21 protein-coding genes and 2 tRNA genes are annotated in these 21,670 nt (G+C 48.9%); 11 read left to right on the plus strand and 12 right to left on the minus strand.

Annotated elements, in window-relative coordinates:
• Positions 1-215 precede the first annotated feature (215 nt).
• Positions 216-1,241 (plus strand): HTH-type transcriptional repressor PurR, encoded by a 1,026-nt coding sequence (purR, locus tag OQV04_RS09240; protein WP_000190982.1) that lies wholly within the window; start codon positions 216-218, stop codon positions 1,239-1,241.
• Here purR and punR read toward each other — a convergent pair.
• Positions 1,238-2,170, minus strand: coding sequence for a DNA-binding transcriptional activator PunR (gene punR, locus OQV04_RS09245; RefSeq protein ID WP_000269493.1), 933 nt, complete (start codon positions 2,168-2,170; stop codon positions 1,238-1,240). The genes purR and punR overlap by 4 nt on opposite strands.
• 112 nt (positions 2,171-2,282) lie before the next feature.
• Between punR and punC the strand changes: the two genes are divergently transcribed.
• Together punC and cfa are read left to right on the plus strand one after the other, a co-directional pair.
• Positions 2,283-3,494: a purine nucleoside transporter PunC gene (gene punC, locus OQV04_RS09250; protein WP_001182346.1), complete on the plus strand. Its 1,212-nt coding sequence runs from the start codon at positions 2,283-2,285 to the stop codon at positions 3,492-3,494.
• A 290-nt stretch (positions 3,495-3,784) separates the two neighbouring features.
• Entirely contained in the window at positions 3,785-4,933 is a 1,149-nt protein-coding gene (gene cfa, locus OQV04_RS09255; protein WP_000098896.1) for a cyclopropane fatty acyl phospholipid synthase, read from the plus strand.
• A 39-nt stretch (positions 4,934-4,972) separates the two neighbouring features.
• On the opposite strand, the gene ribE is transcribed toward cfa, so the two are convergent.
• Complete coding sequence (gene ribE / locus OQV04_RS09260; RefSeq protein WP_000493947.1) at positions 4,973-5,614, minus strand: riboflavin synthase; 642 nt, start codon at positions 5,612-5,614, stop codon at positions 4,973-4,975.
• 214 nt (positions 5,615-5,828) lie between these two features.
• Between ribE and mdtK the strand changes: the two genes are divergently transcribed.
• Positions 5,829-7,202, plus strand: coding sequence for a multidrug efflux MATE transporter MdtK (mdtK, locus tag OQV04_RS09265; protein ID WP_032280948.1), 1,374 nt, complete (start codon positions 5,829-5,831; stop codon positions 7,200-7,202).
• A 40-nt stretch (positions 7,203-7,242) separates the two neighbouring features.
• On the opposite strand, the gene OQV04_RS09270 is transcribed toward mdtK, so the two are convergent.
• Positions 7,243-8,499, minus strand: a complete 1,257-nt coding sequence (locus tag OQV04_RS09270; RefSeq protein ID WP_032280949.1) for an AIDA repeat-containing protein — start codon at positions 8,497-8,499, stop codon at positions 7,243-7,245.
• 307 nt (positions 8,500-8,806) lie between these two features.
• On the opposite strand from OQV04_RS09270, the gene OQV04_RS09275 reads away from it, so the two are divergent.
• From OQV04_RS09275 to OQV04_RS09290, 4 genes are all read left to right on the plus strand, one after another.
• Positions 8,807-8,883 (plus strand) — tRNA-Val (locus tag OQV04_RS09275).
• A 4-nt stretch (positions 8,884-8,887) separates the two neighbouring features.
• Positions 8,888-8,964 (plus strand) — tRNA-Val (locus OQV04_RS09280).
• A gap of 107 nt (positions 8,965-9,071) precedes the next feature.
• The gene (locus OQV04_RS09285) at positions 9,072-9,377 is read left to right on the plus strand and encodes a monooxygenase (RefSeq protein ID WP_000212657.1); all 306 of its coding nucleotides are present in this window, start codon (positions 9,072-9,074) and stop codon (positions 9,375-9,377) included.
• Positions 9,378-9,502: 125 nt separating this feature from the next.
• Positions 9,503-11,107: an FAD-NAD(P)-binding protein gene (locus tag OQV04_RS09290; protein ID WP_032280951.1), complete on the plus strand. Its 1,605-nt coding sequence runs from the start codon at positions 9,503-9,505 to the stop codon at positions 11,105-11,107.
• An 11-nt stretch (positions 11,108-11,118) separates the two neighbouring features.
• On the opposite strand, the gene ydhT is transcribed toward OQV04_RS09290, so the two are convergent.
• From ydhT to fumD, 7 genes are all read right to left on the minus strand, one after another.
• A complete protein-coding gene (gene ydhT / locus OQV04_RS09295; protein WP_032280952.1) occupies positions 11,119-11,931 on the minus strand; it encodes a protein YdhT in 813 nt (270 codons plus the stop codon).
• A gap of 3 nt (positions 11,932-11,934) precedes the next feature.
• Positions 11,935-12,720: a thiosulfate reductase cytochrome B subunit gene (gene phsC / locus OQV04_RS09300; protein ID WP_101969416.1), complete on the minus strand. Its 786-nt coding sequence runs from the start codon at positions 12,718-12,720 to the stop codon at positions 11,935-11,937.
• Positions 12,717-13,385, minus strand: coding sequence for a 4Fe-4S dicluster domain-containing protein (locus OQV04_RS09305; RefSeq protein WP_001676577.1), 669 nt, complete (start codon positions 13,383-13,385; stop codon positions 12,717-12,719). The genes phsC and OQV04_RS09305 overlap by 4 nt, the downstream gene beginning before the upstream one ends.
• Positions 13,386-13,448: 63 nt before the next feature.
• A complete protein-coding gene (locus tag OQV04_RS09310; RefSeq protein ID WP_001536958.1) occupies positions 13,449-14,087 on the minus strand; it encodes a YdhW family putative oxidoreductase system protein in 639 nt (212 codons plus the stop codon).
• A gap of 12 nt (positions 14,088-14,099) precedes the next feature.
• Entirely contained in the window at positions 14,100-16,202 is a 2,103-nt protein-coding gene (locus tag OQV04_RS09315; RefSeq protein WP_032280954.1) for an aldehyde ferredoxin oxidoreductase, read from the minus strand.
• A gap of 20 nt (positions 16,203-16,222) precedes the next feature.
• Complete coding sequence (locus tag OQV04_RS09320) at positions 16,223-16,849, minus strand: ferredoxin-like protein (RefSeq protein ID WP_032280955.1); 627 nt, start codon at positions 16,847-16,849, stop codon at positions 16,223-16,225.
• Positions 16,850-17,304: 455 nt separating this feature from the next.
• Positions 17,305-17,514: a fumarate hydratase FumD gene (fumD, locus tag OQV04_RS09325; RefSeq protein ID WP_000528342.1), complete on the minus strand. Its 210-nt coding sequence runs from the start codon at positions 17,512-17,514 to the stop codon at positions 17,305-17,307.
• A gap of 354 nt (positions 17,515-17,868) precedes the next feature.
• Between fumD and ynhH the strand changes: the two genes are divergently transcribed.
• The 3 genes from ynhH to lpp all read left to right on the plus strand — a co-directional run bounded on the left by ynhH (position 17,869) and on the right by lpp (position 20,030).
• On the plus strand, positions 17,869-18,063 hold the full coding sequence (ynhH, locus tag OQV04_RS09330) for a protein YnhH (RefSeq protein ID WP_240806354.1): 195 nt from the start codon (positions 17,869-17,871) through the stop codon (positions 18,061-18,063).
• 7 nt (positions 18,064-18,070) lie between these two features.
• A complete protein-coding gene (pykF, locus tag OQV04_RS09335; RefSeq protein ID WP_001295403.1) occupies positions 18,071-19,483 on the plus strand; it encodes a pyruvate kinase PykF in 1,413 nt (470 codons plus the stop codon).
• Between the two features lie 310 nt (positions 19,484-19,793).
• Positions 19,794-20,030, plus strand: coding sequence for a murein lipoprotein Lpp (gene lpp / locus OQV04_RS09340; RefSeq protein ID WP_000648420.1), 237 nt, complete (start codon positions 19,794-19,796; stop codon positions 20,028-20,030).
• A gap of 62 nt (positions 20,031-20,092) precedes the next feature.
• Here the strand turns inward: lpp and ldtE are convergent, their stop codons facing one another.
• Both ldtE and sufE read right to left on the minus strand, forming a co-directional pair.
• Positions 20,093-21,097, minus strand: a complete 1,005-nt coding sequence (ldtE, locus tag OQV04_RS09345) for a L,D-transpeptidase LdtE (protein ID WP_000817098.1) — start codon at positions 21,095-21,097, stop codon at positions 20,093-20,095.
• Positions 21,098-21,245: 148 nt separating this feature from the next.
• Positions 21,246-21,662 (minus strand): cysteine desulfuration protein SufE, encoded by a 417-nt coding sequence (gene sufE / locus OQV04_RS09350; RefSeq protein ID WP_032280958.1) that lies wholly within the window; start codon positions 21,660-21,662, stop codon positions 21,246-21,248.
• Between the last annotated feature and the right edge of the window lie 8 nt (positions 21,663-21,670).

Here is a 21,670-nt window from a genome sequence, read left to right on the forward strand (position 1 = left end):
ATAATGATAAGTGTTTTTACCACTTCCCCTTTTCGTCAAGATCGGCCAAAATTCCACGCTTACACTATTTGCGTACTGGCCATTGACCCCTTCCTGACGCTCCGTGTCGTTTTTCCGGCGTACCGCAACACTTTTGTTGTGCGTAAGGTGTGTAAAGGCAAACGTTTACCTTGCGATTTTGCAGGAGCTGAAGTTAGGGTCTGGAGTGAAATGGAATGGCAACAATAAAAGATGTAGCGAAACGAGCAAACGTTTCCACTACAACTGTGTCACACGTGATCAACAAAACACGTTTCGTCGCTGAAGAAACGCGCAACGCCGTGTGGGCAGCGATTAAAGAATTACACTACTCCCCTAGCGCGGTGGCGCGTAGCCTGAAGGTTAACCACACCAAGTCTATCGGTTTGCTGGCGACCAGCAGCGAAGCGGCCTATTTTGCCGAGATCATTGAAGCAGTTGAAAAAAATTGCTTCCAGAAAGGTTACACCCTGATTCTGGGCAATGCGTGGAATAATCTTGAGAAACAGCGGGCTTATCTGTCGATGATGGCGCAAAAACGCGTCGATGGTCTGCTGGTAATGTGTTCTGAGTACCCAGAGCCGTTGCTGGCGATGCTGGAAGAGTATCGCCATATCCCAATGGTGGTGATGGACTGGGGTGAAGCAAAAGCTGACTTCACCGATGCGGTCATTGATAACGCGTTCGAAGGCGGCTACATGGCCGGGCGTTATCTGATAGAACGCGGCCATCGCGAAATCGGCGTTATCCCCGGCCCGCTGGAACGTAACACCGGCGCAGGCCGCCTTGCCGGTTTTATGAAGGCGATGGAAGAAGCGATGATCAAGGTGCCGGAAAGCTGGATTGTGCAGGGTGATTTTGAACCTGAATCCGGTTATCGCGCCATGCAGCAAATCCTGTCGCAGCCGCATCGCCCTACTGCCGTCTTCTGTGGTGGCGATATCATGGCAATGGGCGCACTTTGTGCTGCTGATGAAATGGGGCTGCGCGTCCCGCAGGATGTTTCGCTGATCGGTTATGATAACGTGCGCAACGCCCGCTATTTTACGCCGGCGCTGACCACGATCCATCAGCCAAAAGACTCGCTGGGTGAAACAGCGTTCAACATGCTGTTGGATCGTATCGTCAACAAACGTGAAGAACCGCAGTCCATTGAAGTGCATCCGCGCTTGATTGAACGCCGCTCCGTGGCTGACGGCCCGTTCCGCGACTATCGTCGTTAATCACCCGTTGCGGGAGTCTCTTCCGGCTCCCGCAGCCACTCCTTATTCAGCGTCTCACTATCGCCGAGATACTCAAGCAACCAGGTTAACGCAGGCGACATATCATTTTGCTGCCATGTCAGACAACATGCCGAATCCGGAAAGGGGTTTTCCAGTTCTAATGCTACCCACTTCCCCTCATTAAGCCACGGTTTGGCGAAATGTGTTGGCACCATCCCTATGCATAATCCTGCCGAGATACAGGTTGCCGATGATTCCCAGTCAGGCACGACAAGTCTTTTTTGGTTATCCAGCAACCAGGTAATACGCTTAGGTAGCGTTCGCGAGGTGTCTTCGCGCACCAACGACGGCCAGTTGCGCAACGTATCATCGCTGAACGGGCCATCCATCAACGCCAGCGGGTGATGGCTGGCAACAACGCAACTCCAGCTTAGCATCCCCATATCCCGGAAGGCATAACGACCGCCTACCGGAATCGCGCGTGTTGCGCCAATCGCCAGTTCCACGCGCCCGTCGGAAAGCGCATCCCAGACACCGTTGAACACTTCCTGAAAGACAAGAAGTTCGACATCATCAAAATGGCGATAAAAATCAACGATCATCTGCCGTGTACGTTCTGGCCTGACAATATTATCCACTGCAATAGCTAACTGACCACGCCAGCCGTTCGCTATCTGCTGACATTGCTGGCGGGTGATCTGCATTTTTTTGACAACAGAGCGACCTTCTTTGAGAAACCACGCCCCGGCAGCGGTCAGTTCCACATCACGGTGACGTCGTTCAAACAGCGGCACCGCCAGCCACTCTTCCAGCTGACGTACGGTATAGCTGACCGCAGAAGGAACGCGATGCAACTCCTGGGCTGCGGCACTAAAACTACCATTACGCGCTACCGCATCAACAACTTCGAGTGAATATTCTGACCACATAGTCTGCCTGCAAAATTTTTGAAACCAGTCATCAAATATTACCGTTTCACAACACTAATTTCACTCCCTACACTTTGCGGCGGTGTTTAATTGAGAGATTTAGAGAATATACATGCAACCTGGGAAAAGATTTTTAGTCTGGCTGGCGGGTTTGAGCGTACTCGGTTTTCTGGCAACCGATATGTATCTGCCTGCTTTCGCCGCCATACAGGCCGATCTGCAAACGCCTGCGTCTGCTGTTAGTGCCAGCCTTAGTCTGTTCCTTGCCGGTTTTGCCGCAGCCCAGCTTCTGTGGGGGCCGCTTTCCGACCGTTATGGTCGTAAACCGGTATTATTAATCGGCCTGACAATTTTTGCGTTAGGTAGTCTGGGGATGCTGTGGGTAGAAAACGCCGCTATGCTGCTGGTATTGCGTTTTGTACAAGCTGTGGGTGTCTGCGCCGCGGCGGTTATCTGGCAAGCGTTAGTGACGGATTATTATCCTTCACAGAAAGTTAACCGAATTTTTGCGACCATCATGCCGCTGGTGGGTCTATCTCCGGCCCTGGCTCCTCTGTTAGGAAGCTGGCTGCTGGTCCATTTTTCCTGGCAGGCGATTTTCGCCACCCTTTTTGCCATTACCGTGGTGCTGATTCTGCCTATTTTCTGGCTCAAACCCACGACGAAGGCCCGTAACAATAGTCAGGATGGTCTGACCTTTACCGACCTGCTACGTTCTAAAACCTATCGCGGCAACGTGCTGATATACGCGGCCTGTTCAGCCAGTTTTTTTGCATGGCTGACCGGTTCACCGTTCATCCTTAGTGAAATGGGCTACAGCCCGGCAGTTATTGGTTTAAGTTATGTCCCGCAAACTATCGCGTTTCTGATTGGTGGTTATGGCTGTCGCGCCGCGCTGCAGAAATGGCAAGGCAAGCAGTTATTACCGTGGTTGCTGGTGCTGTTTGCTGTCAGCGTCATTGCGACCTGGGCTGCGGGCTTCATTAGCCATGTGTCGCTGGTCGAAATCCTGATCCCATTCTGTGTGATGGCGATTGCCAATGGCGCGATCTACCCTATTGTTGTCGCCCAGGCGCTGCGTCCCTTCCCACACGCAACTGGTCGCGCCGCAGCGTTGCAGAACACTCTACAACTGGGTCTGTGCTTCCTCGCAAGTCTGGTAGTTTCCTGGCTGATCAGTATCAGCACGCCATTGCTCACCACCACCAGCGTGATGTTATCAACAGTAGTGCTGGTCGCGCTGGGTTACATGATGCAACGTTGTGAAGAAGTTGGCTGCCAGAATCATGGCAATGCCGAAGTCGCTCATAGCGAATCACACTGATCTATATCGATATACTTATACTTAGGCTGCTAACAAAATTTTGTTGTATGATTGAAATTAGCGGCCTATACTAATTTCGAGTTGTTAAAGCTACGATAAATATTATGTTTTTACGGGGACAGGATCGTTCCCGACTCACTATGGATGGTCATTTCGGCAAGGGTTCCTCCTTTCCCTCTGTTCTACGTCGGATTATAGACTCGCGGTTTTTTCTGCGAGATTTCTCACAAAGCCCAAAAAGCGTCTACGCTGTTTTAAGGTTCTGATCACCGACCAGTGATGGAGAAACTATGAGTTCATCGTGTATAGAAGAAGTCAGTGTACCGGATGACAACTGGTACCGTATCGCCAACGAATTACTTAGCCGTGCCGGTATAGCCATTAACGGTTCTGCCCCGGCGGATATTCGTGTGAAAAACCCCGATTTTTTTAAACGCGTTCTGCAAGAAGGCTCTTTGGGGTTAGGCGAAAGTTATATGGATGGCTGGTGGGAATGTGACCGACTGGATATGTTTTTTAGCAAAGTCTTACGCGCAGGTCTCGAGAACCAACTCCCCCATCATTTCAAAGACACGCTGCGTATTGCCGGCGCTCGTCTCTTCAATCTGCAGAGTAAAAAACGTGCCTGGATAGTCGGCAAAGAGCATTATGATTTGGGTAATGACTTGTTCAGCCGCATGCTTGATCCCTTCATGCAATATTCCTGCGCTTACTGGAAAGATGCCGATAATCTGGAATCTGCCCAGCAGGCGAAGCTCAAAATGATTTGTGAAAAATTGCAGTTAAAACCAGGGATGCGCGTACTGGATATTGGCTGCGGCTGGGGCGGACTGGCGCACTACATGGCGTCTAATTATGACGTAAGCGTGGTTGGCGTCACCATTTCTGCCGAACAGCAAAAAATGGCTCAGGAACGCTGTGAAGGCCTGGATGTCACCATTTTGCTGCAAGATTATCGTGACCTGAACGACCAGTTTGATCGTATTGTTTCTGTGGGGATGTTCGAGCACGTCGGACCGAAAAATTACGATACCTATTTTGCGGTGGTGGATCGTAATTTGAAACCGGAAGGTATATTCCTGCTCCATACTATCGGTTCGAAAAAAACCGATCTGAATGTTGATCCCTGGATTAACAAATATATTTTTCCGAACGGTTGCCTGCCCTCTGTACGCCAGATTGCTCAATCCAGCGAACCCCACTTTGTGATGGAAGACTGGCATAACTTCGGTGCTGATTACGATACTACGTTGATGGCGTGGTATGAACGATTCCTCGCCGCATGGCCAGAAATTGCGGATAACTACAGTGAACGCTTTAAACGAATGTTTACCTATTATCTGAATGCCTGCGCAGGTGCTTTCCGCGCCCGTGATATTCAGCTCTGGCAGGTGGTGTTCTCACGCGGTGTTGAAAACGGCCTTCGAGTCGCTCGCTAAAGGCTATTCTATCGCCCCCGCTCCGGGGGCGATTTCAGATCAGGCTTCTGTACCTGGTTGATTCATGGCATTTTCTCGTGCCGCCAGCACACGTTCTACCGTATCTACCACTGCCTGAGTTTGTGGATCGATTTCAATGTTGACGCGTGCGCCAAGTTTTTTCTTCCCAAGAGTCGTGCGTTCCAGTGTTTCCGGAATTAAATGGACGCAAAAACGCGTTGGCGTGACTTCGCCGACGGTCAGGCTAATACCGTCGATGCCAATAAATCCTTTGTACAGGATATATTTCATCAACTGACTATCCTGGACTTTAAACCAGATCTGGCGATTATTTTCCGAGGTTAATATTTTCGCCACTTCAGCGGTGGTCATAATATGACCTGACATTAAGTGTCCGCCAATTTCATCACTGAATTTCGCCGCACGCTCAACGTTTACCCAATCCCCCACTTTTAAATCGCCAAGATTGGTAATGCGTAACGTTTCTTTCATCAGGTCAAAACTGACATGGTTGCCGTTAATTTCCGTCACGGTCAGGCAGCAACCGTTATGCGCCACGGACGCACCGGTTTCCAGGCCGTCCAGCATGTGGTCGGGTAACTCCACCACATGCGTACGAAAATTTGGTTTCTCGTCAATCGACACCAGTTTTGCGGTGCCCTGTACAATCCCCGTAAACATACTTACAACTCCTGAAATCAGTTAAGACATTCTGTTCAGCACAATAGCAGGTGGCAAACGCCCTTACCAGTGAAGGGGTAAGAATGACTATTTTTTCACTGGAGAATTAATAAATCCTCGCTACAATAGACTGAATTTCCCCTGCTTCTTCTTTTTGCTGCCCATTCAGGCGGCTTTTTAGTCTCTCATATAACTACAAATAAAAGGTGTTCACGTGCAGAAGTATATCAGTGAAGCGCGTCTGTTATTAGCATTAGCAATCCCGGTGATTCTCGCGCAAATCGCCCAAACTGCGATGGGTTTTGTCGATACCGTGATGGCGGGCGGCTATAGTGCCACCGACATGGCGGCGGTCGCTATCGGTACTTCTATCTGGCTTCCGGCGATCCTCTTTGGTCACGGACTGCTGCTGGCATTAACGCCGGTTATCGCGCAATTAAATGGTTCCGGTCGACGTGAGCGCATTGCGCATCAGGTGCGACAAGGTTTCTGGCTGGCAGGTTTTGTTTCCGTTCTCATTATGCTGGTGCTGTGGAATGCAGGTTACATTATCCGCTCCATGGAAAACATCGATCCGGCTCTGGCGGACAAAGCCGTGGGTTATCTGCGTGCGTTGTTGTGGGGCGCACCGGGATATCTGTTCTTCCAGGTTGCCCGTAACCAGTGTGAAGGTCTGGCAAAAACCAAGCCGGGTATGGTAATGGGCTTTATCGGCCTGCTGGTGAACATCCCGGTGAACTATATCTTTATTTATGGTCATTTCGGTATGCCTGAGCTCGGTGGCGTTGGTTGTGGCGTGGCTACTGCGGCGGTGTATTGGGTCATGTTCCTTGCCATGGTTTCTTACATTAAACGCGCCCGCTCCATGCGCGATATTCGTAACGAAAAAGGCACCACGAAACCCGATCCTGCGGTTATGAAACGACTGATTCAACTCGGTTTGCCGATTGCGCTGGCACTATTCTTTGAAGTGACACTGTTTGCCGTCGTGGCTCTGTTAGTGTCTCCGCTCGGTATTGTTGATGTCGCAGGACACCAGATTGCCCTGAACTTTAGTTCACTAATGTTCGTGCTTCCAATGTCGCTGGCGGCAGCGGTAACTATCCGCGTAGGTTATCGTCTGGGTCAGGGCTCAACGCTGGATGCGCAAACCGCTGCGCGGACCGGGCTTATGGTGGGTGTCTGTATGGCAACCCTGACGGCCATATTCACGGTTTCACTGCGGGAGCAAATCGCCCTGTTGTACAACGACAATCCCGAGGTTGTAACGCTGGCTGCGCATTTGATGTTGCTGGCGGCGGTATATCAGATTTCTGACTCAATCCAGGTGATTGGCAGTGGGATTTTGCGTGGTTATAAAGATACGCGTTCCATTTTCTATATTACCTTTACGGCTTACTGGGTGCTGGGCTTGCCAAGCGGCTATATTCTGGCACTGACCGATCTGGTCGTTGAACCTATGGGGCCAGCAGGCTTCTGGATAGGCTTTATTATTGGCCTGACGTCGGCAGCCATTATGATGATGCTGCGTATGCGGTTCCTGCAACGTATGCCGTCAGCCATCATTCTGCAACGAGCGTCCCGCTAATAAAGACAAGGCGCAACCTTCACGGGTTGCGCCTGTATTTTTACGCAGGCTGGAGCGTTGCGCCAATCCCGTCTTCGTCTGGCTGTAGTTTCAGTGCATTACACAGAGTTTGCCGACTGGCATCTGTTATCTCAACGCGTATATCCCCGGTAACTTCCCCTTTCACATTGATGAAGTCAGGTGAAATTTCTTTCGCACTGGTTTGCAGGCAAATCGCTCCCTCTCCGCGCAGGCGTTTCACTTTCAGTTGCACATGCGTTGCCGCACCAGTGATCAGCCACAGTTTTCCGCCATTCAGATTGATGTTACCAATACTGAAAGTGACACTGTCACCTTTTACCGTACTGCCGTCGAGAATCAATACACCGCCCTGCTGTACAGTAATCGTTGATTGTTGCAGATCTGCGCCATAGCCAATAATCATTGAAGCGCCGTCCAGTAATGCAACACTCCCGGTCAGTTCAACCGGTGCGCGATCTTCCTCTACGACAAAATTTTCGTCCGCGCTGGTGGGTGACAACAGGATCACTGTTCCACCTTGTATTACCGCATTTTCCAGCGTACCGGCATGCACTTCAGCCCGACCACCCACATTAACGGACAGGTTTTGCGTCTTACCGGAACTGTAGAGCTGAAGACCATCCGTCCCCAGACGATAGATGGCTCCATTCTCAACAATAGTGTCAGAGTCTTCACCACCGAGATTATTCATGGTGCCACCAGCAAGCAACGTATCATTGGCTTTCCCCGCCAGCATAAAAACGCCGCCCTGATTAATCTCACAATTGCTGGCTTCCCCACCTGGATACACCAACAATTCACCACCTTCATCTACCACGACCGCTGAGGTTGTCCCATTGACCAACAGGCCGCCCTCTTGATCGAGAATAATTTTTTCCGCGCGATGGCCTTCCAGTACACGCAGGTTGCCGCCATTTTCCAGCAACAAACCGCAGGCATAACCTTTATCAACGCTGAATTCACCTTCGGGATGGCGGCCATTAACCGTAGCGAGCGTAGAGAGACTAATTGCGCCTCCCTCGGACTGAACAATATCTGTGGCAATGGCACCGTCGCTGACCGATAGCGTGCCATTGTTACCGTACTGTGTGCATTTGGCGATCCCACCGGTTGCCACTTTCAACCAGCCAGCCCCCGTGACCACGGTATTTTCGGCTCTTCCGCCAGCTTCAACAATCAACTCGCCTTCAGTAAGTTGCGTCGCGCCAATGACCTCGCCGGTCTTAACAATTTGCACATTCCCGTCGCTCATCAAGTTTTTCGCATCAGATCCCATGATTTATTCCTTTGCTGCATCTGTGTGCCTTTATTGCTACCTAAGTGTAAAGGCTACGGAGGATTTATCCACGACAGATTTGAGATGGTGGCAAACAACTCTGTTTAAACTCTGATACACGAATTATTGGGTTGTATCAGATGTAAATGCGATCCTGAATAAAAATCGCCCTTGCAAATCAACAAAATATAGCCAATTTGCTTAAAAGCTCTGCAAACGGTCGAAATAGCGCAGAAAATTACGTTTTGCCTCTTGCCACCTTCCCACTCTGCCGCTAATATTCGTCCCCGTTGTCACCTACAACGTTGCGTTCATAGCTCAGTTGGTTAGAGCACCACCTTGACATGGTGGGGGTCGTTGGTTCGAGTCCAATTGAACGCACCATCCTGCGTCCGTAGCTCAGTTGGTTAGAGCACCACCTTGACATGGTGGGGGTCGGTGGTTCGAGTCCACTCGGACGCACCAGATTTTCTTAATCTGGTCTTCTCCTTTTTCCCTCTGCTTCTTCTCTGTATCCAATACGTTAAAAGATTTACACTGTCTTCGTATGCGTTATCAGAAGGAGAATCGCTATGGCAACTTTGTTACAACTTCATTTTGCTTTTAATGGCCCATTTGGCGACGCAATGGCTGAGCAGCTTAAACCACTTGCTGAGTCGATTAATCAGGAACCTGGTTTTCTGTGGAAGGTATGGACAGAAAGTGAAAAGAACCACGAAGCCGGCGGGATCTACCTTTTCACTGATGAAAAAAGCGCCCTTGCCTATCTGGAAAAACACACTGCCCGACTGAAAAATCTCGGCGTTGAGGAAGTTGTCGCCAAAGTTTTCGATGTCAATGAGCCACTGAGTCAAATCAATCAGGCAAAACTCGCCTGACAGAATTTAATCAAGGGCGGTTAGCGCCCTTTTCATCCCTGTCTGAAATTTCTCAAATTCTAAAAATCTCAACCAAACTTATCTGATAACACTAAATTCGAAAGAATGCGTACAGGTAAGTAACAATGAAAAAAATTGCTATTGTGGGTGCCGGGCCTACGGGGATCTACACCTTATTCTCGCTTCTACAGCAACAAACTCCACTTTCTATTTCTATCTTCGAGCAGGCTGGCGAGGCCGGTGTCGGGATGCCATACAGTGATGAGGAAAACTCAAAAATGATGCTGGCAAATATTGCCAGTATTGAAATACCACCGATTTATTGTACGTATCTCGAATGGCTACAAAAGCAAGAAGCCAGCCATCTCCAGCGTTATGGCGTTAAAAAAGAAACCTTGCACGATCGTCAGTTTTTACCGCGAATTCTGCTGGGCGAATATTTCCGCGATCAATTTTTACGATTAGTAGACCAGGCACGAAAGCAAAAATTTGCAGTGGCTGTTTATGAATCATGCCAGGTTACCGATCTGCAAATTACAAATGCTGGCGTCATGCTCGCTACAAATCAGGATTTACCCAGCGAGACGTTTGATTTAGCGGTGATTGCCACGGGTCACGTCTGGCCTGATGAAGAAGAAGCAACCCGAACGAATTTTCCCAGCCCGTGGTCAGGCCTGATGGAAGCAAAGGTCGATGCGTGTAACGTGGGTATTATGGGAACATCCTTGAGCGGACTGGATGCGGCAATGGCAGTGGCTATTCAGCATGGTTCGTTCATTGAAGATGATAAACAACACGTCGTTTTTCACCGCGATAACGCAAGTGAAAAGCTAAATATCACGTTGATGTCGCGCACGGGTATTTTACCCGAAGCCGATTTCTATTGCCCTATTCCCTACGAGCCCTTACACATCGTCACCGATCAGGCATTAAATGCTGAGATTCAAAAAGGCGAATATGGCCTTTTGGATCGGGTATTTAGATTGATAGTAGAGGAAATCAAGTTTGCTGATCCAGACTGGAGCCAACGCATAGCCTTAGAGAGCCTGAATGTCGATTCCTTTGCTCAAGCCTGGTTTGCCGAGCGCAAACAACGCGACCCATTTGACTGGGCAGAAAAAAATCTCCAAGAAGTCGAACACAATAAACGAGAAAAACATACTGTTCCCTGGCGTTATGTCATTCTGCGCCTGCATGAAGCAGTACAGGAAATTGTTCCACATCTGAATGAACACGACCATAAACGGTTCAGTAAAGGCCTTGCCCGGGTTTTCATAGATAATTATGCCGCAATCCCTTCAGAGTCTATTCGTCGGCTGCTGGCCTTACGTGAAGCGGGAATCATTCATATTCTCGCTCTCGGTGAAGACTACAAAATGGAAATTAACGAGTCGCGCACCGTCCTGAAAACGGAAGACAACAGCTACTCGTTTGACGTTTTTATTGATGCCCGCGGGCAGCGTCCGCTTAAAGTGAAAGATATTCCTTTCCCTGGACTACGCGAACAATTACAGAAAACAGGGGATGAAATCCCTGATGTTGGTGAAGATTATACGTTACAGCAACCCGAAGATATTCGTGGGCGCGTAGCGTTCGGCGCGTTGCCCTGGTTAATGCACGACCAGCCTTTCGTTCAGGGACTTACGGCATGTGCAGAAATTGGTGAGGCGATGGCTCGGGCGGTCGTAAAACCTGCATCCCGTGCTCGTCGGCGTCTTTCGTTTGATTAAAGGTAAAGCTATCAGCACTCAACAAACTGATGCTGTTCATTAAGACGATAGCGGACTCCGGCTCGAATATTGTTTTCACCTTCAATGGCGACGGCGAAACGAACTCTTTCGCCGTCATGATATGCCAGTGCGGCGCTTCCTCCTGGCCCGAGAATAATTGAGTCGACCACGCCCGTGCTCACTACCGTTGAATTTTCACCGCTGGCAATGATGTGTACATTGTCGCCGCTGTTGACAATTTTGGCGTTTGCGCCAAAGCTGGCGATTTGCACCAGGTCACCATTACTGGCGACATGACATCGTTCACCCAATGTACAAACGCGTACTCGCATTCCGGTATTCGCAATCCGACTGCTATCTCCAGCGCTGCTTATCCGCGAAGAATTGCCGGTTACAGCAACCCGTGCGCGCTCACCGGAGCTGCCAATGTGACTGTTAAAGCCGACACTTCCAATCCGCACGCTATAACCCATACTGGCAATTTGTACAGCATACCCAGCGGTTGCGATTCTGGCGTTATCCTCACAACAGCCGATGCGAGCATGATCGTCGCTGCGGGCAAACTGACTGCAAAATGCTCTCTCTCCGGGATCTGTGGCCAGTTTTTGCATAGAGGAAACTTCCTGATGCGCGAAGTTTTCATCCGCCAGCCATTTTTTCCACGCATACTCAACAAGACTCTCCGCCCAGTCCGTATATCCTTCCTCAATCAGTGCATGATGAATATCAGCATAACTACCGCCGCGCGGGAAATGGCGCAGGAACCAGCGATACATCACCGCTCCGATACGCCATTCTCGCAGGTCTGCTCGTGTAATGATCATTCGTTAGTGCCGGTGATAGCCATCGACCATGCTTTTAAAGGTTTCGTGTGGCGTACGCCCCGTGGTGCAAAGATAAAGATGACCGAAGATAAAAAAGAGGCTTATAAATGCCAGAGCAAAATGCGCCTGCAATAACCAGTATCTTACGCCAGGAAACACATCTCCCACGGCTTGCGGATAGAGACACAGCAGCCCCGTCAATAGTAACAACGGCAGCAATCCATACATGACACCAACATAGGCAACCTGCTGTAAGGGATTAAATTTAGACTGGGTTGTTGCCGGGAAAGGATGTTCTTCCCCCTGCATAATGCCAAACAAATAAAATCGCGTTTGTTTTGCCGCCCGCTCCAGCCAACCCTGACGACGAATGCGATAGTGGTGGCCATTACCCCCAACGGCATTGATCAGAACAAAGCCGTGCCAGCATGCCAGTAACAAAAATCCGCAAACTTCATGCACCGCAACCAGACTTTTAACCGCAGTTGCGCCCACCAGCGCAAAGTGATTTATCAGCCCACTTGCCAGCAACAATACAAAGAGTAACGCATTCGACCAGTGCCATAATCTGACCGCTTTGCTGTAAAGATAAATCTTCTCACCATGATCGGTGGCTGATTTCTTCACGCCACGAGCACGAAGCAAGGCGTGCAGCCCCAGCACCAACCACATCCCAACCAGCAATACTCCGGCAATGATCAACCACACCGGCCAAAATTCGGGAGTGAACTGTGGCACATAGTTCGCTAACTGGCTCTGAAACTGTTCAGCATGTTGCGACGGGTTCATACATTTTCCTTTTTAATCAAATGTTGACCGAACCGGCGATACAGATGCGGTTTCCCGGCACCAGGTAGCTGATATTGATAGTATTTATTATCCTGCAACCACACCTGAATTTCTGGGCTATCTTCGCGACCAAAGATCAATGCGTGTTCCGGGCAGGCGCTGACGCAAATGGGCGGAAAGCCTTTTGCCAGTCGGGACTCAGCGCAGAAATCACATTTATCTGCCACTTTAGTGACAGGGTTAAGGTAGCGAACCTGGTACGGACAAGCGCCAATGCAATAACTGCAGCCGATGCACTGCGATTTTTCTACCCGCACGATCCCCTGCTCATCACGCCACGACGCCCCTGTCGGGCATACGTCGATGCACGGAGCATCTTCGCAGTGCTGACATGACTGGCGAAAAAAGTGATACTGCGTTTCGTTGTCGTTATCGGTGACTGGAATGTGTGCTATCGATAAACGGCTTCCCTGAGCGGGGACGTGGTTAGTTTTACGGCATGCGCGGGCGCAAATATTACAGCCATTGCACCGTGACTCGTCATGAATCATGGCATACCGAACTTCCTTTTCTTGCCTCGTGTTCGCTAACAGAGAAGACGCAGAACCAGTAAAAAAGATTACTGTTCCCATCCCCAGAACAAATTTGCGTCGAGTGAAGGACATCTGATTATCCCCTAATGCAGTGGCTGCAACTGTCCACCCTATCCATGACATCTCCCTGAAATTTCAGGGGTTCTGAAACTGCTCTACCTCGAACCATTCGCATAAGCCATAAGCCTTGCCATAGGTCATAAATCGCTCGCTAAACAAGTACAACACCGCCGTCGATGACTCCACCTGCCGTATATCGGCATATTCAGGTGCAACATCCATCGCGGCGATCGCGGCTTCAATCTGCGCTTCCTGGAAGTAATATGGCGCTTGCATCAGCATGGCGACTTTGTAAGGACGAGGATACGTCTGGCACTCAAAACGAACGGCGTGTGCAATGGCGCGACAAATGTCCTGCTCCACAACTTGCAAAGACATCGCCGCGTAGTTTTCACTCATGGCCTGCGTTGAGTAATAGTAATCATCCTGACTTCCCGTCATACAAGCGATATCCGCGTAGTCTCCGTTCTGCTTAATGCTTTCCAGCAAAACTGACAGTTCCTCTTCTGCAACTGAATAGGGTGGCGAGAGAAACACGGCGCGCGCCACCAGCTGCCCAGCCACAGAATGCTGGCGAATGAACTCTGCCAGGATTTCAGCCGGTTCTGGTTCGGTTACCGTATCAACGGGGTGACGCATCCCCTGCAACCATTGCCGCTTCGCCTCGTCAACTTCGCTGACTTTCGCTAACGGCAATTCATCCTGATGGTTCATCTTACCCATTCCTTACGCAGGCAGTAGATTGTGTGCTGCCAGATCGGCGGCAATATCTTCCAGCCCCAGACGCTGCAATGTTTCGCGGGTTGGGCAACCAAGCTGTGGGTCCCAGCCCATTTCTTTGTAGAACATCGTGAGCGAAGCATGCATATCGTCACGATCCATTTTGTCAGTACCTTCAGTAAAGACCGGGATCTGCGGATCCTTGTCGAATACCCAGGAACAGATAAGATCGTGTTCATTACGCATATCTTTGGTTTGCATCAGTTTTACCGTGTAGGCACGATGCAACGTAAAGATACGCTCTGCAGCTAAATCTAATTTTTCCTGAGTCATCTCTTCGCCGGTGATCGCTTTGAAGAATTTGGCTTCAAGCGCCAGATCGCCCCGGTAATTACGGCTTTTCAGCGGCGAAACGGTCATTGGCCAGACCCAGTTGCACAGGGTGACGGCGTTATGCAAACAGACCCGCAACAGCGACCACTTTGCATATTTAATTTTTGCGTCATTGATTGGCGTGTAGTTTTTGGTTTCATCGTAAGCATTTTCAGAACCAAAAAGTTCTTTCGCCACTTCACGTTGCAGTTTCAATGGCAAGCCGGAACCAATAAAGTTGATATGGGTATGCGTCATGCAGTCACGGTTGAACATACAGTTAACAATGGAACCGACCTGCGCTGACGCTTCATTGGCATGGTGAACCGGATAGCCAAACGGCGACCAGAGTTTATTTTTCGCGTAGCCCCAGTACTCTTCACCCAAATTCCAGCGTTCTGCGATGGCATATGAACCATCAGCCAGGTGGCTCAGCTCACCCACACGATGCGCCAGACGGTAGTAAAAATCTTTAATGAAGTTAACGTCACCCGCTTCCAGTTGATCCCAGCGAATTTCCGCATACTCTTCAGCTGGCAGAACACGCTTGAACACACCTTTGCTGTAACAATAAGTAAAGTCGCGATGCAGCTGCCCGTAGTTACACCACAGGCCGTAGTCATCGAACAAATTCAGACCAACCAGGTTACCAATCACACGACCATCGTCTTTATCTTCAAAATCTTTCGGCCCGTTCGGGAAGATGGTGGTATGGACAAAGTTTGCTACACAAGTGTTACCACCTGTGCTGGGCACGCCAAACTCTTTCACCCGAGGAATATTCATTTGGGTCATACAACGGATCGGGCAAGAGTGGCAGCCGCTCATTTTTACTGTGTATTTCTCTGCTGCCGGACCTAAGTCAAAAACGGATTTATAGGTACGAAAGCCGACCGTATTCTGATTGCCTGGCGGAATTTCACCCGTTTCAATTGGACCGCCTTCAGCCGCGCCCCAAAACAGCCCTTTACGTGCTGTCCAGCGTGACTTGGGATCTGAATACTCTGCCCACGATTGCGGCGTACTTGGCACGACATGGTTGTTATTCGCACCGATAAGTTCAGTCATCATGTAATCGTTGAGACGCTTCATCTCCTGACGATCGGCAATGTTGACCCCTTTCGTCCCTTCAACCGCAATCGCTTTCAGGTTTTTCGAACCCATTATTGCGCCAGTTCCCGCACCACCGCTGTGGTTACGGCTATTCAACATGCCAGAGAGAGGAACAAGGTTTTCCCCAGCCTGACCAATAGCCGCCACACAGGTTTCCGGACTGGTCAATCGACAAATTTCTTCCGTCGTTGCGCGCGTCCCTTTTCCCCATAAGAAATCGGCTTTTTCCAGGCTAACTTTGTCATCTTTAATCTTCAGCCATACCGGTGATTTCGCCTTCCCTTCGATAATAATGACGTCGTATCCAGCGAATTTCATTTGCGCTGCAAAAAAGCCACCCATATGGGCATCGACGACTAAATTTCCTTTGGTAAAAGTAGAAAGTGAGGTGATATTTACGCGAGAACTACATGGGGCACCAGATCCAGTTAATGGGCCGGTAGCAAAGACTAATTTATTCGCTTCATCGAAAGGTTTCGTGCCTGGCGGTACTTCGTCATACATAATTTTGTAGCCGAAGCCCATGCCACCGACAAAACTTTTAAACTTACTGGAATCTTCGAGGGTAATATTTCCTGTCGTGAGATTGACTCTTAATATATTACCTGTCCAACCGTTAGCCATGATTTTTTCCTTTGCAAGATTCACACAGTAATATCTTTCCACTCGATAATTTTTAACGCCCCTGTTGGACAGGCGTTTGCGCATTCACCGCATAACACACATTTCGAGGATTTTTTACTTTCGGTATTTACGGTGGCCATCATCCACGGGCATGCCGTAGTACAGGCGCTACAGCCAATACAACGTTTATGATCGACGGTAATACAGCCTTCTTTCTGCTGCCAGGTAATCGCACCAATCGGGCAGACGTTCATGCATTGCGGCTCTTTGCATTGACGGCAGGTGTCCGCGGTATAGTTGAGATCGCCATACAGGCCGCCGCCAGAGCCAACCCCGTTGTCGCCAAAGAAATAATTGCGATGGATTTTGATACGGGAGAAGAATGTCCCTACTGAGCCATCGTTGAAGTTGGTACAAGAGATTTCACAGCGGTGGCAACCCGTGCATCGCGCTCGCTGGGTCACCAGCTCCCCTTTGGGTGTATTTATCAACCCTACTGTGCCGCTATCAATATCTTCCTGTTTGCAACCCAAAAGTGACAGTAACGCAGGGGCAATTGTTAGACCAGCAAGGCCTTTTCCTGATATACGCAAGAATTCTAATCGCGTTAAGCCAATATCTAATAGTGGACGATCAACCGGGTTCATTTATTTCGCATCCTCTTCGCAAACACAGTGCTGACAATTCAGCAGCCTGATATTAAGCATTCAACTAATACGCTGCTGACTCTGTCCTCAACACCAGATATTTTCCCTAACCCGATAGTGTATGAGAAAAGATTTAACGCCGATAAACTAATCCTTTATGGTTAGGAGAAAAAATAATGTGGTTATTCTGGGCTCTTAACATTGATCATTATCAATTAAAATTACAAAGCAAGAAATTATAAGTGAACTGATAGTTATTATCATTTGAAATGAATTTAACTTAAGCGACAATTATTTGTGACGGTCATTGCAGAAAATAAAAATAATATTATCGTTATAAATTAAAACACATATCGAAATTCGTATAATTTCAGCAGTTGTTATTTAGAATGATTAACTGGACCGCAACTGAAGCAAGAATATCAGGATGAAGCTTATCGCCTCATCCTGAATGGTCATTTTACCAGTGCGTTAATGACGGTTTCCATCGCCTGCTTTTCCAGCTCACTGCGCTGAATGCGTTTATTGGCTAATGCTGTACGTAATACGCCTGCGATAACAATATGCTTTGGTTCCTGCCCCAGATCGCGCATTTCCAGCACAACTTTACCGACAACTCTGCACATTTCTCGGTACAGTTCATCCTCTTTTGTCCGATTTCCCATTCTTTATACCTATTTATCATGCCAACTATCAGCATATATCAATCTAACCAATTAAACAAAAATCAAACAAAATCAGACAAATAACGCGATAAATTATTTTAACTGTAGCAATTGAGCGATGATGTATTTATACACCGGATGAACTTTCGCTTATCCTCACAGTGACAACCCCGGCACCAGACGTTGCGCAAACAGCGAAGTTTTTGCGTAACCTTTTCCCTGGAACGTTAAATCTTTGATAACAATTTATTGTCTAACAAGTTGTATATTTTTTGAAACGCTGTTTTTGTTTTCCTTTTGGATTAATTTCAGCGTATAATGCGCGCCAATTGACTCTTGAATGGTTTCAGCACTTTGGACTGTAGAACTCAACGACTCAAAAACAGGCACTCACGTTGGGCTGAGACACAAGCACACATTCCTCTGCACGCTTTTTCGATGTCACCTATCCTTAGAGCGAGGCACCACCACTTTCGTAATACCGGATTCGCTTTCCGGCAGTGCGCCCAGAAAGCAAGTTTCTCCCATCCTTCTCAACTTAAAGACTAAGACTGTCATGAAAAAGACCAAAATTGTTTGCACCATCGGACCGAAAACCGAATCTGAAGAGATGTTAGCTAAAATGCTGGACGCTGGCATGAACGTTATGCGTCTGAACTTCTCTCATGGTGACTATGCAGAACACGGTCAGCGCATTCAGAATCTGCGCAACGTGATGAGCAAAACTGGTAAAACCGCCGCTATCCTGCTTGATACCAAAGGTCCGGAAATCCGCACCATGAAACTGGAAGGCGGTAACGACGTTTCTCTGAAAGCTGGTCAGACCTTTACTTTCACCACTGATAAATCTGTTATCGGCAACAGCGAAATGGTTGCGGTAACGTATGAAGGTTTCACTACTGACCTGTCTGTTGGCAACACCGTACTGGTTGACGATGGTCTGATCGGTATGGAAGTTACTGCCATTGAAGGTAACAAAGTTATCTGTAAAGTGCTGAACAACGGCGACCTGGGTGAAAACAAAGGTGTGAACCTGCCTGGCGTTTCCATTGCCCTGCCAGCACTGGCTGAAAAAGACAAACAGGACCTGATCTTTGGTTGCGAACAAGGCGTAGACTTTGTTGCTGCTTCCTTTATTCGTAAGCGTTCTGACGTTATCGAAATCCGTGAGCACCTGAAAGCGCACGGCGGCGAAAACATCCACATCATCTCCAAAATCGAAAACCAGGAAGGCCTCAACAACTTCGACGAAATCCTCGAAGCCTCTGACGGCATCATGGTTGCGCGTGGCGACCTGGGTGTAGAAATCCCGGTAGAAGAAGTTATCTTCGCCCAGAAGATGATGATCGAAAAATGTATCCGTGCACGTAAAGTCGTTATCACTGCGACCCAGATGCTGGATTCCATGATCAAAAACCCACGCCCGACTCGCGCAGAAGCCGGTGACGTTGCAAACGCCATCCTCGACGGTACTGACGCAGTGATGCTGTCTGGTGAATCCGCAAAAGGTAAATACCCGCTGGAAGCGGTTTCTATCATGGCGACCATCTGCGAACGTACCGACCGCGTGATGAACAGCCGTCTCGAGTTCAACAATGACAACCGTAAACTACGCATTACCGAAGCGGTATGCCGTGGTGCCGTTGAAACTGCTGAAAAACTGGATGCTCCGCTGATCGTGGTTGCTACCCAGGGCGGTAAATCTGCTCGCGCAGTACGTAAATACTTCCCGGATGCCACCATCCTGGCACTGACCACTAACGAAAAAACGGCTCATCAGTTGGTACTGAGCAAAGGCGTTGTGCCGCAGCTGGTTAAAGAGATCACTTCTACTGATGATTTCTACCGTCTGGGTAAAGAACTGGCTCTGCAGAGCGGTCTGGCACACAAAGGTGACGTTGTAGTTATGGTTTCTGGTGCACTGGTACCGAGCGGCACTACTAACACCGCATCTGTTCACGTCCTGTAATATTGCTTTTGTGAATTAATTTGTATATCGAAGCGCCCTGATGGGCGCTTTTTTTATTTAATCGATAACCAGAAGCAATAAAAAATCAAATCGGATTTCACTATATAATCTCACTTTATCTAAGATGAATCCGATGGAAGCATCCTGTTTTCTCTCAATTTTTTTATCTAAAACCCAGCGTTCGATGCTTCTTTGAGCGAACGATCAAAAATAAGTGCCTTCCCATCAAAAAAATATTCTCAACATAAAAAACTTTGTGTAATACTTGTAACGCTACATGGAGATTAACTCAATCTAGAGGGTATTAATAATGAAAGCTACTAAACTGGTACTGGGCGCGGTAATCCTGGGTTCTACTCTGCTGGCAGGTTGCTCCAGCAACGCTAAAATCGATCAGCTGTCTTCTGACGTTCAGACTTTGAACGCTAAAGTTGACCAGCTGAGCAACGACGTGAACGCAATGCGTTCCGACGTTCAGGCTGCTAAAGATGACGCAGCTCGTGCTAACCAGCGTCTGGACAACATGGCTACTAAATACCGCAAGTAATAGTACCTGTGAAGTGAAAAATGGCGCACATTGTGCGCCATTTTTTTGTCTGCTATTTACCACTACTGCGTCGCGCGTAACATATTCCCTTGCTCTGGTTCGCCATTCTGCGCTGACTCTACTGAAGGCGCATTGCTGGCTGTGGGAGTTGCTCCACTGCTCACCGCAACCGGATACCCTGCCCGACGATACAACGCTTTATCGACTAACTTCTGATCTACAGCCTTATTGTCTTTAAATTGCGTAAAGCCTGCTGGCAGTGTGTATGGCATTGTCTGAACGTTCTGCTGTTCTTCTGCCGATAGTGGTCGATGTACTTCAACATAACGCATCCCGTTAGGCTCCACGGAATATTTCACCGGTTCGTTGATCACTTTCACCGGCGTTCCCGTCCGCACGCTGGAGAACAAGGCTTTAATATCCGGTGCATTCATGCGAATACACCCTGAACTAACGCGCAAACCGACGCTGTCCGGCGCACTGGTGCCATGAATGAGGTATTCGCCATTACCATGCGCGAGGCGCAGTGCGTAACGTCCTAGTGGATTATTTGGCCCGGCAGGGACGACTGGCGGTAATTTAATGCCACGCTCCAGCGAACGCTGACGAATGCCTGCCGTAGGCGTCCAGGTTGGGTTAGGGATTTTCTGCCCAACACGCGTTTCCATCACCGGCGTTTCCAGCCCCTGCAAACCAATACCAATCGGATAAACCTGCACGATATTTTCTCCCGGCGGATAATAATAAAGGCGCAGCTCTGCAAGGTTAACGATAATCCCCTGACGCGGCGCATCAGGTAATAACAGTTGCGAAGGAATAGTTATCGTCGTACCGGGTTTTGGCACCGGGGCGATAGTGTTATTGGCTTCAAGGATCAACATTGCCGCAGTATCAAAACGTCGGGCGATGGCCTGAAGGTTTTTATCCCCTTCCTGCACCGTATACGTTTGATTTTGCCCAACCAGTCGGCTTCCGGTTGGTGGTAGCGGATAATCAACTGCCCAGGCAGCCTGGATGGCGCTAAAAGCGCCGATAAGCGTGAGTGTAAGCAAAGACGCGCGTTTCATTGTAAACCTCCTGTATTTGCCGGAGACTCACGCTGAAACGTCGGATGGCGCTTATGTTCACCTGAAACCGAAACACTCCTGTGCAGGTCAGTGTAAACATTGACCATCCGGCAATGTGAGCCAACCGGATGAAAGCTGTCCCTTTAGTTTAGCTAAGTGCAGCGGCTTTGGCGCGAATTGCGCGAATCATCGCTTCCAGACCTTGTGAACGAGATGGGGTGAGATGTTGGGTGAGCGCCATTTTTTCAAACCACGGACGCACATCGAAATTGACAATATCCTGCGGCATCATCTGATCGTAGAGAATAAAGACGACCGCAATAAGCCCTTTCACAATCGCCGCATCGCTGTCGCCCTGCAATTCAATAATTCCCTGCGCATTCTGGCGCATGACAATCCACACCTGACTCTGGCAGCCCTGAATGCTATTTTGTGGGCTTCTGTCTTCGTCGCGTAATTCTGGCAGACGCTGGCCCAGCTCAATAATGTAGAGATATTTCTCTTCCCAGTTGGCGCAGCGTAAAAAATTACGCAGCAATTTTTCTTTATCCGGCAATACAGCCATAGTGCCTC

The organism is Escherichia sp. Lx600-2 (assembly GCF_036662595.1).
GTDB lineage: Bacteria > Pseudomonadota > Gammaproteobacteria > Enterobacterales > Enterobacteriaceae > Escherichia > Escherichia coli.

Bases quoted from the DNA above. Each gene is read 5' to 3' on its own strand.
- pykF (WP_001295403.1), top strand. From the start codon at position 18,071: ATGAAAAAGACCAAAATTGTTTGCACCATCGGACCGAAAACCGAATCT.
- cfa (WP_000098896.1), top strand. From the start codon at position 3,785: ATGAGTTCATCGTGTATAGAAGAAGTCAGTGTACCGGATGACAACTGG.
- OQV04_RS09320 (WP_032280955.1), bottom strand. From the start codon at position 16,849: ATGAACCCGGTTGATCGTCCACTATTAGATATTGGCTTAACGCGATTA.
- OQV04_RS09270 (WP_032280949.1), bottom strand. From the start codon at position 8,499: ATGGGATCTGATGCGAAAAACTTGATGAGCGACGGGAATGTGCAAATT.
- OQV04_RS09285 (WP_000212657.1), top strand. From the start codon at position 9,072: ATGGCAACTTTGTTACAACTTCATTTTGCTTTTAATGGCCCATTTGGC.
- sufE (WP_032280958.1), bottom strand. From the start codon at position 21,662: ATGGCTGTATTGCCGGATAAAGAAAAATTGCTGCGTAATTTTTTACGC.
- punC (WP_001182346.1), top strand. From the start codon at position 2,283: ATGCAACCTGGGAAAAGATTTTTAGTCTGGCTGGCGGGTTTGAGCGTA.
- fumD (WP_000528342.1), bottom strand. From the start codon at position 17,514: ATGGGAAATCGGACAAAAGAGGATGAACTGTACCGAGAAATGTGCAGA.
- lpp (WP_000648420.1), top strand. From the start codon at position 19,794: ATGAAAGCTACTAAACTGGTACTGGGCGCGGTAATCCTGGGTTCTACT.
- ldtE (WP_000817098.1), bottom strand. From the start codon at position 21,097: ATGAAACGCGCGTCTTTGCTTACACTCACGCTTATCGGCGCTTTTAGC.
- purR (WP_000190982.1), top strand. From the start codon at position 216: ATGGCAACAATAAAAGATGTAGCGAAACGAGCAAACGTTTCCACTACA.
- ribE (WP_000493947.1), bottom strand. From the start codon at position 5,614: ATGTTTACGGGGATTGTACAGGGCACCGCAAAACTGGTGTCGATTGAC.
- ydhT (WP_032280952.1), bottom strand. From the start codon at position 11,931: ATGATCATTACACGAGCAGACCTGCGAGAATGGCGTATCGGAGCGGTG.
- phsC (WP_101969416.1), bottom strand. From the start codon at position 12,720: ATGAACCCGTCGCAACATGCTGAACAGTTTCAGAGCCAGTTAGCGAAC.
- OQV04_RS09305 (WP_001676577.1), bottom strand. From the start codon at position 13,385: ATGTCCTTCACTCGACGCAAATTTGTTCTGGGGATGGGAACAGTAATC.
- punR (WP_000269493.1), bottom strand. From the start codon at position 2,170: ATGTGGTCAGAATATTCACTCGAAGTTGTTGATGCGGTAGCGCGTAAT.
- OQV04_RS09310 (WP_001536958.1), bottom strand. From the start codon at position 14,087: ATGAACCATCAGGATGAATTGCCGTTAGCGAAAGTCAGCGAAGTTGAC.
- OQV04_RS09290 (WP_032280951.1), top strand. From the start codon at position 9,503: ATGAAAAAAATTGCTATTGTGGGTGCCGGGCCTACGGGGATCTACACC.
- OQV04_RS09315 (WP_032280954.1), bottom strand. From the start codon at position 16,202: ATGGCTAACGGTTGGACAGGTAATATATTAAGAGTCAATCTCACGACA.